The organism is Streptomyces sp. NPDC006510 (assembly GCF_040611955.1).
In the GTDB taxonomy this organism is placed as follows: domain Bacteria; phylum Actinomycetota; class Actinomycetes; order Streptomycetales; family Streptomycetaceae; genus Streptomyces.
The window spans coordinates 78466-85456 of the sequence record NZ_JBEXPH010000010.1; the positions used below are offsets into that span (position 1 = coordinate 78466).

3 protein-coding genes and 4 pseudogenes are annotated in these 6991 nt (G+C 71.2%); 5 read left to right on the plus strand and 2 right to left on the minus strand.

Annotated features, from left to right (window positions below; genetic code table 11):
* Positions 1–2: 2 nt before the first annotated feature.
* On the minus strand, positions 3–1322 hold the full coding sequence (locus ABZY11_RS05710; protein WP_356477890.1) for a 3-oxoacyl-ACP reductase: 1320 nt from the start codon (positions 1320–1322) through the stop codon (positions 3–5).
* Between the two features lie 71 nt (positions 1323–1393).
* Between ABZY11_RS05710 and ABZY11_RS05715 the strand changes: the two are divergent.
* The 3 genes and pseudogenes from ABZY11_RS05715 to ABZY11_RS05725 all read left to right on the plus strand — a co-directional run.
* Positions 1394–1576, plus strand: a pseudogene (locus ABZY11_RS05715) (acetyl-CoA C-acyltransferase); the annotation flags it as partial.
* A 24-nt stretch (positions 1577–1600) separates the two neighbouring features.
* A pseudogene (locus ABZY11_RS05720) lies at positions 1601–1729 on the plus strand (acetyl-CoA C-acyltransferase); the annotation flags it as partial.
* Positions 1730–1841: 112 nt separating this feature from the next.
* Complete coding sequence (locus tag ABZY11_RS05725; RefSeq protein WP_356477891.1) at positions 1842–3752, plus strand: AMP-dependent synthetase/ligase; 1911 nt, start codon at positions 1842–1844, stop codon at positions 3750–3752.
* An 81-nt stretch (positions 3753–3833) separates the two neighbouring features.
* Here ABZY11_RS05725 and ABZY11_RS05730 read toward each other — a convergent pair whose 3' ends face one another.
* Positions 3834–4934 carry a glycosyltransferase gene (locus tag ABZY11_RS05730; protein ID WP_356477892.1) on the minus strand — a complete coding sequence of 367 codons (1101 nt, stop codon included), beginning with the start codon at positions 4932–4934 and terminating at the stop codon, positions 3834–3836.
* A 558-nt stretch (positions 4935–5492) separates the two neighbouring features.
* On the opposite strand from ABZY11_RS05730, the pseudogene ABZY11_RS05735 reads away from it, so the two are divergent.
* Both ABZY11_RS05735 and ABZY11_RS05740 read left to right on the plus strand, forming a co-directional pair.
* Positions 5493–5654: pseudogene (locus ABZY11_RS05735) on the plus strand (SH3 domain-containing protein); the annotation flags it as partial.
* 426 nt (positions 5655–6080) lie between these two features.
* A pseudogene (locus ABZY11_RS05740) lies at positions 6081–6479 on the plus strand (hypothetical protein); the annotation flags it as partial.
* Positions 6480–6991 lie beyond the last annotated feature (512 nt).

Below are 6991 nucleotides of genomic sequence, written 5' to 3' on the forward strand. Positions count from 1 at the left end.
TGTCACGCACCCAGCAGGCTCTGGCCGCAGACCCGCACGACCTGGCCGTTGACGGCCGTCGACGCGGGCTGGGCGAACCAGGCGGTCGTCTCGGCGACATCGACCGGGAGGCCGCCCTGCGAGAGGGAGTTCATCCGGCGGCCAGCCTCCCGGATGAACAGCGGGACGGCCGCGGTCATCTTCGTCTCGATGAAGCCGGGGGCCACCGCGTTGACCGTGACGCCGTGGTCGGCGGCGGCGCGCGGGGCCAGTGCGCGGACCAGCCCGATGATGCCCGCCTTGCTCGCCGCGTAGTTCGTCTGGCCGTTGTTGCCCGCGATGCCGGCGATGGACGCGGTGGCGACGATCCGGCCGCCGCGGTTGATGGTGCCCGCCGCCGGCAGGGCGTCCGTGGTGCGCAGCACGCTGTCGAGGTTGACGTCGAGGACCGAGGCCCAGCGGTCCGCGGGCATGTTGGCGAGGCGGCGGTCGCGGGTGATGCCCGCGTTGTGGACGAGCACGTCGAGGCCGTCGGGGGCCGCGGCGGCGATCCGTTCCGCGGCGTCGTCCGCAGTGATGTCCAGCGGCAGTGCGGCGGCACCGAGCCGGTCGGCGGTACGCGCCAGCTCGTCCCGCGCCTGCGGGATGTCCAGGCAGACGACCCGGGCGCCGTCCCGGGCCAGTACCTCGGCGACCGAGGCGCCGATGCCGCGCGCCGCACCGGTGACCAGCGCGGTGCGCCCGGCGAGCGGGGCCGCCCAGTCGGCGACGGGGCCGGGGGCGGCCGTGGTCAGCTCGATCACCTGGCCGCTGAGGTATGCGGAGCGGGGCGAGAGCAGGAAACGCAGGGTGGATTCGGCCGCCGCGACGGCTTCCGGCGCGATACGGAGCAGCTGTGCGGTGGCGCCCCTGCCGATCTCCTTGCCCAGCGAGCGTACGAAGCCCTCCAGCGCCTGCTGGGCGGCGGCCTGATGGTGGTCGTCGGCGGACGGCCGTACACCCAGCACCACGACGCGCCCGCCCGGCGCCAGGGAACGGACCACCGGGTGCAGCGCCGCGTGGACACCTGCCAGCCCGCCGGGGGTGACGACGGCCGTCGCGTCCAGCACGATCCCGGCCGGGCGTTCGGCGCGCCCGGTGACTTCGAGGCCGGTGGCCGCGAGGAGCGCGCCGAGCTCCTTCGTGACCGTGGAGTCCCCGGCGGTGAGGTGCAGCAGCGGGCCGTCCGGCGTCGGGGTCTTGGGCGACCAGCGGCGCAGCGGGGCGGGCTGCGGGAGTCCGAGCCGCCGGGTCAGAAAACGGCCGGGTGCTGTGCCGGTGAAGTGCAGATAGCGGTCGGCCATTGTCCGGACTCCCTGCTCGGTCGTAGATTTACTACGGAGTAAGGTTACTCAAGAGTCAGGAGCCGGTCGAGATGATCCCCCTCGAACTCCCGCAGCCCCGCAGGGTCGCGGTCATCGGCGGCCGCCGCATTCCGTTCGCGCGCTCCGACGGCCCTTACGCACAGTCCTCCAACCAGCAGCTGCTCACGGCCGCCCTGGGCGGCCTGGTCGAGCGGTTCGGACTCCAGGGGGAGCGGGTCGGCGAGTTCGTCGCTTGCGCGGGTCGAGCGCCGTTCGCCGCGACGGGCGCCAGGATCGTCGCCACCCTCGCGAAGCTCCTGGCGGAGCGCGACGCACCGTCCCGGGGGCTGATCTCGATCTGCGCGGCGGGCGGCCAGGGCGTCACGGCCATCCTCGAACGCCCCTGACGAACCGGCTCGACGCACCACACCGGAGCCCCCACCGGTCCGGCGATCGACGACGAACCCGCCGCCGGAGGGACCCGGCGGAAACGCCCGACCCCATGTTGAGGAGCCGCACGTGTCCACGCCACCCACCGCCCCCGCCGCCGCTGCCCCCACTCTCGTCGAGCCGACCAGGGTCAGGTCCGCGGACGGCTCGGTGCAGCAGGTCTCCGTACCCCCCGCCGCACCGCCCGTCCGCCGCGGCTCGCTCGCCGAGATCCCGTTCGACAACGCCCGCGAGGCCCCCGCCGACGCCGTGCTCAGCCGCAAGCAGCCGGACGGCGGCTGGCAGGACGTGACGGCGGCGGAGTTCGCCGACGAGGTGCTCGCCGTCGCCAAGGGCCTTGTCGCGGAGGGCCTCGGCGCCGGCGACCGGATCGCGATCATGGCGCGGACCACCTACGAGTGGACCCTGCTCGACTTCGCGGCCTGGGCCGCCGGGCTCGTCACCGTCCCCATCTACCCGACCTCCTCCGCCTTCCAGGCCCGCTGGATCCTCCAGGACTCCGGCGCCGTGGCGTGCGCCGTCGAGACCGCGGACCAGGGCCGGATGATCAGCCAGGAGCGCAAGCAGCTCGGCGATCTCGCCCACCTGTGGCAGTTCGACACGGGCGCGCTCGGCCGGCTGAAGAGCCTCGGCCGGGACGTCCCCGACGACACCGTCGCCGCCCGCCGCGCCACGCTGGAGCCCGAGACCCCCGCCACCCTCATCTACACCTCCGGCACCACCGGCCGCCCCAAGGGCTGCGTGCTCAGCCACGGCAACTTCTTCGCCGAGGTCGACAACGCGATCGAGCTCCTCCACCCGGTCTTCAAATCGGTCAGCAAGTACCCCGCGTCCACACTGCTCTTCCTCCCGCTCTCGCACGTCTTCGGGCGGATGGTCGCGATCGGCTGTCTGCGCGCCCGGGTCCGCCTCGGCCACGCCCCGTCCATCCGGACCGAGGACCTGCTCGCCGACCTCGCCGGGTTCCGGCCGTCGTTCCTGCTGGCCATCCCGTATGTGCTGGAGAAGGTGTACAACACCGGCCGTGCCACCGCCGAGAAGATGGGCCGCGCCTCGTCGTTCGACCGCGCCGCGAAGATCGCCCAGCGGTACGGGCAGGCCGTCGAGGCCGCCGAACACGGCACCGGCCCCGGCCCGGGGCTGGGTCTGCGGGCCGCCCGCGCCCTGTACGACCCGCTGGTCTACCGCCGGATCCGGGCCGCGCTCGGCGGACACGTCCGGTACGCGATCTGCGGCGGCTCCCCGCTGGGCCACCGGCTCGCGGCGTTCTATGCGGGTGCGGGCATCGAGATCTTCGAGGGCTACGGGCTGACGGAGACCACCGCCGCCGCCACCGTCACCCCGCCGCTCAAACCCCGTCTGGGCACCGTCGGCTGGCCGCTGCCCGGCACCGCCGTGCGGATCGCGGACGACGGCGAGGTGCTGCTCAGCGGCGGGCAGGTGTTCCAGGGCTACTGGGACGCCGAACAGAGCCGGCCCGTACCCGCGCAGGAGGGCGGCTGGTTCGCCACCGGAGACCTGGGCGCGCTCGACGAGGACGGCTACCTCACGATCACCGGCCGCAAGAAGGACATCATCATCACCTCCGGCGGCAAGAACGTCACCCCGGCCCCCCTGGAGGACTGGCTGCGCGCCCACCCCCTGGTCGGCCAGTGCATGGTGGTCGGCGACAACCGCTCCTTCGTCACCGCCCTGATCACCCTGGAGCCGGACGGGCTCGCCCACTGGCGGCAGATGAAGAAGAAGCAGCACGTGCCGATACGGGAACTCGTCGACGACGAGGAACTGCGTGCGGCGCTGCAACGCGCCGTCGACGAGGCCAACCGGCTGGTCTCCCGAGCGGAGTCGATCCGTAAGTTCACCGTCCTGCCGGTGGACTTCACCGAGGAGAGCGGCCATCTGACGCCCTCGCTGAAACTGAAGCGGGACGCGATCGCGCGGGACTTCGAGGCCGAGATCGAGGCGCTGTACCGGAAGTGAGCGCACGGGCCGCGACGCGGTGTCTCCGGGACGGTCTGTTCCGTGTCGCGCCCGGATTCCCTCAGCTGTCCCGCGCGCTCGTCATGCGGTCCGCGGGCGGGCGAAGGTGGCGTGTGCCGATCGGCCGGTTCCCGCGGCGACACGGTCGGCCGCGAACCTGCGGTTGCTGATGGTCTGGTCACGGAAGTTGGCCGGGAGGTCGGGCAGGGCGAGGAGGCGATCGCAGGCAGCCAGCGATCCGCGCGCGTCACCGGTCCAGTAGGCGGTGATGGAGTGCTCGAAGAGCAGGCCCCAGCTGTAGACCCAGGGTTCCACGAACAGCCAGTCCTGGGGCGCGGGGCGGTTGAGGCCGGCGAGGGCGAAGGCATTGGCGGCCTGGAAGCGCCCCTTCTTCCGCAGCCGGGAGACCAGCTCGTAGCAGGCCTCCAATCGCTGCGGCCGGCTTTCCCACGCATGGGTGAGAGCCTCCACGGCGCCGGTCCAGTCGCCGCTGTCGGCCTTGAGCACCCCCACTTGGAGCAGGGCGTAGTACACCTCCTCGTCCCATCCGCCCATGCCGGCCCGGCGTTCGTACGCCGCGATCGAGTCCCGGGTCTCACCCATGTCGCGGAGGGTCTGCGCGAGGTAGAAGACGGTGCGGGGATTGTCCGGATCGCGCTTGAGGTCCTCGCGCAGCAGACGGGCGTCCCGGGTGAACTTGTCCCCGCGTGAGCCGCCGTCGGCGAAGTGCTCGATGCTGAGAACCTGGAGGTCGGCGACAGTGTGCTGCTGGTCGGTGGTCAGGTATTCGTGGGTCGCGCCCTCGTACCGCCATGGGATGGTCCCCTTGACCAGCCGGGGGATGCGGTATTCGAGGGCGCCCAGATGGCGCAACATGTAGGAATCGGCGCTCAGTTCGGAGAGCGCGGACAGTGTTCCCTCTCGTCGGACGGCCATGTCGGCGTCGATGAGGAGGAGATAGTCGGCCTTGCCGCGTGCGCGCTGGATGTTCAGGGTGCGGTTGTGGCCGAAGTTGGTCCAGGGATCCTCATGGAGTTCCCCCGGAATCCCCTTGAGCGTGGCGCGGATCAGTTCCTGGGTGCCGTCACGGGAGCCGGTGTCGGAGATGACCCAGGTATCCACCAGGTCACGTACGGAGTTCAGGCATCGCTCGATGACCTTCGCCTCGTCCTTGACGATCATGCACAAACAGATCGACGGCTTGCCGTGCGGGGTGGCCGGCCGCTTTTCGGTTGGGCGGTCGATCAGATTTGTCACTTGGATCTTCCAATCCTGTGTTCATGGAATAACGCCCCACGCGAATCGGTGCGGCGTACGGGTTCGGCCGTTCTGGCCACCGGAGACGAGCGACGCCGAGGCGCCGAGAACAGGTGACCGCTTCGCGACGCGGAATGCTCGGAGGCGCACAGGCGGTCCGGCCGAAATGACCAATAGGTCCAATTAGACTGAAAACGGGGGCAGATGGCTGTGTCCGCCTCACCCGCAAGAGGTGTGGTCTGTGCTCAAACGGCAGATCGGCGCGTGGCGCATATGCCAATCACTCGCCGGGACTGTCACATTCACGGCTCCAATTCCACGCAGCAGCGGTTAGGAACCGAGATGTACAAATCGAGAAGTTGGGACATTCTGTCTCGCTCGACTCTGGGCGCCATGTCGCTGGGCATGACTCTGGCGCTGTGTCCCATGAACATCGCTCATGGGACGCCGAACCCCTCGGGTACGGAGGCGTCCAACCGAGTCATGGCCAGCCGGGTGCTGGCCAGCGTGTCCGGGACGGTCATCTCCAACACCTCTCAGAACATCCGCAGCGGTCCCACCACCCAGTCGGCGATCGTGGGCAGCGTGCCGTCCGGCGGCCAGGTGTCCATCGCCTGCAAGGTGTTCGGCCAGAATGTCGACGGCAACCCCCTGTGGTACTTGCTGTCCAACGGCAGTGGCTGGATGAGCGCCCGCTACATCTCGACAGCGACCACCGTGCCGTTCTGTGACGACTTCCCGGGGACCGGCCCCACCGGTCCGACGGGCCCCACCGGTCCGACGGGTCCGACGGGTGCCACTGGTGTCTCTGGTGCGACCGGTCCGACGGGTCCGACGGGTGCGACGGGTCTGACGGGCGCTACTGGTGCCACGGGAGCCACTGGTGGCACTGGTGCTACGGGAGCCACGGGTCCGACGGGTGCGACGGGTCTGACGGGTGCCACCGGCCCGGCTGGCGCCACTGGCTCCACGGGCGCCACGGGAGCCACTGGTGGCACTGGTGCTACGGGAGCCACGGGTCCGACGGGTGCGACGGGTCTGACGGGTGCCACCGGCCCGGCGGGCGCCACTGGCTCCACGGGTCCGACGGGTGCGACGGGTCTGACTGGTGCCACCGGTCCGGCTGGTGCCGATGGTGTTGATGGCGCGACCGGTCCGACGGGTCCGACGGGTGCCACTGGTGTCACTGGTGCGACGGGTGCCACCGGTGCGACGGGTCCGACGGGTGCGACGGGTCTGACGGGTGCGACCGGTCCGGCTGGTGCCGATGGTGTTGACGGCGCCACTGGTGCGACGGGTCCGACGGGTGCGACGGGTCTGACGGGTGCGACCGGTCCGGCTGGTGCCGATGGTGTTGATGGTGCGACCGGTCCGACGGGTCCGACGGGTGCCACTGGTGTCACGGGTGCGACGGGTGCGACCGGTGCGACGGGTCCGACGGGTGCGACGGGTCTGACGGGTGCGACCGGTCCGGCTGGTGCCGATGGTGTTGACGGCGCGACCGGTCCGACGGGTCCGACGGGTGCGACGGGTCTGACGGGTGCGACCGGTCCGGCTGGTGCCGATGGTGTTGATGGCGCCACTGGTGCGACGGGTCCGACGGGTGCGACGGGTCTGACGGGTGCGACCGGTCCGGCTGGTGCCGATGGTGTTGATGGCGCGACCGGTCCGACCGGTCCGACCGGTCCGACGGGTGCCACTGGTGTCACTGGTGCGACCGGTGCGACCGGTCCGGCTGGTGCCGATGGTGTTGACGGCGCCACTGGTGCGACGGGTCCGACGGGTGCGACGGGTCTGACCGGTCCGGCTGGCGCCGACGGCGTTGACGGCGCGACCGGTCCGACCGGCCCGACGGGTGCCACCGGTCCGGCTGGTGCCAACGGTGCCGATGGTGTTGACGGCGCCACTGGTGCGACGGGTCCGACGGGTGCGACGGGTCTGACGGGTGCGACCGGTCCGGCTGGTGCCGATGGTGTTGACGG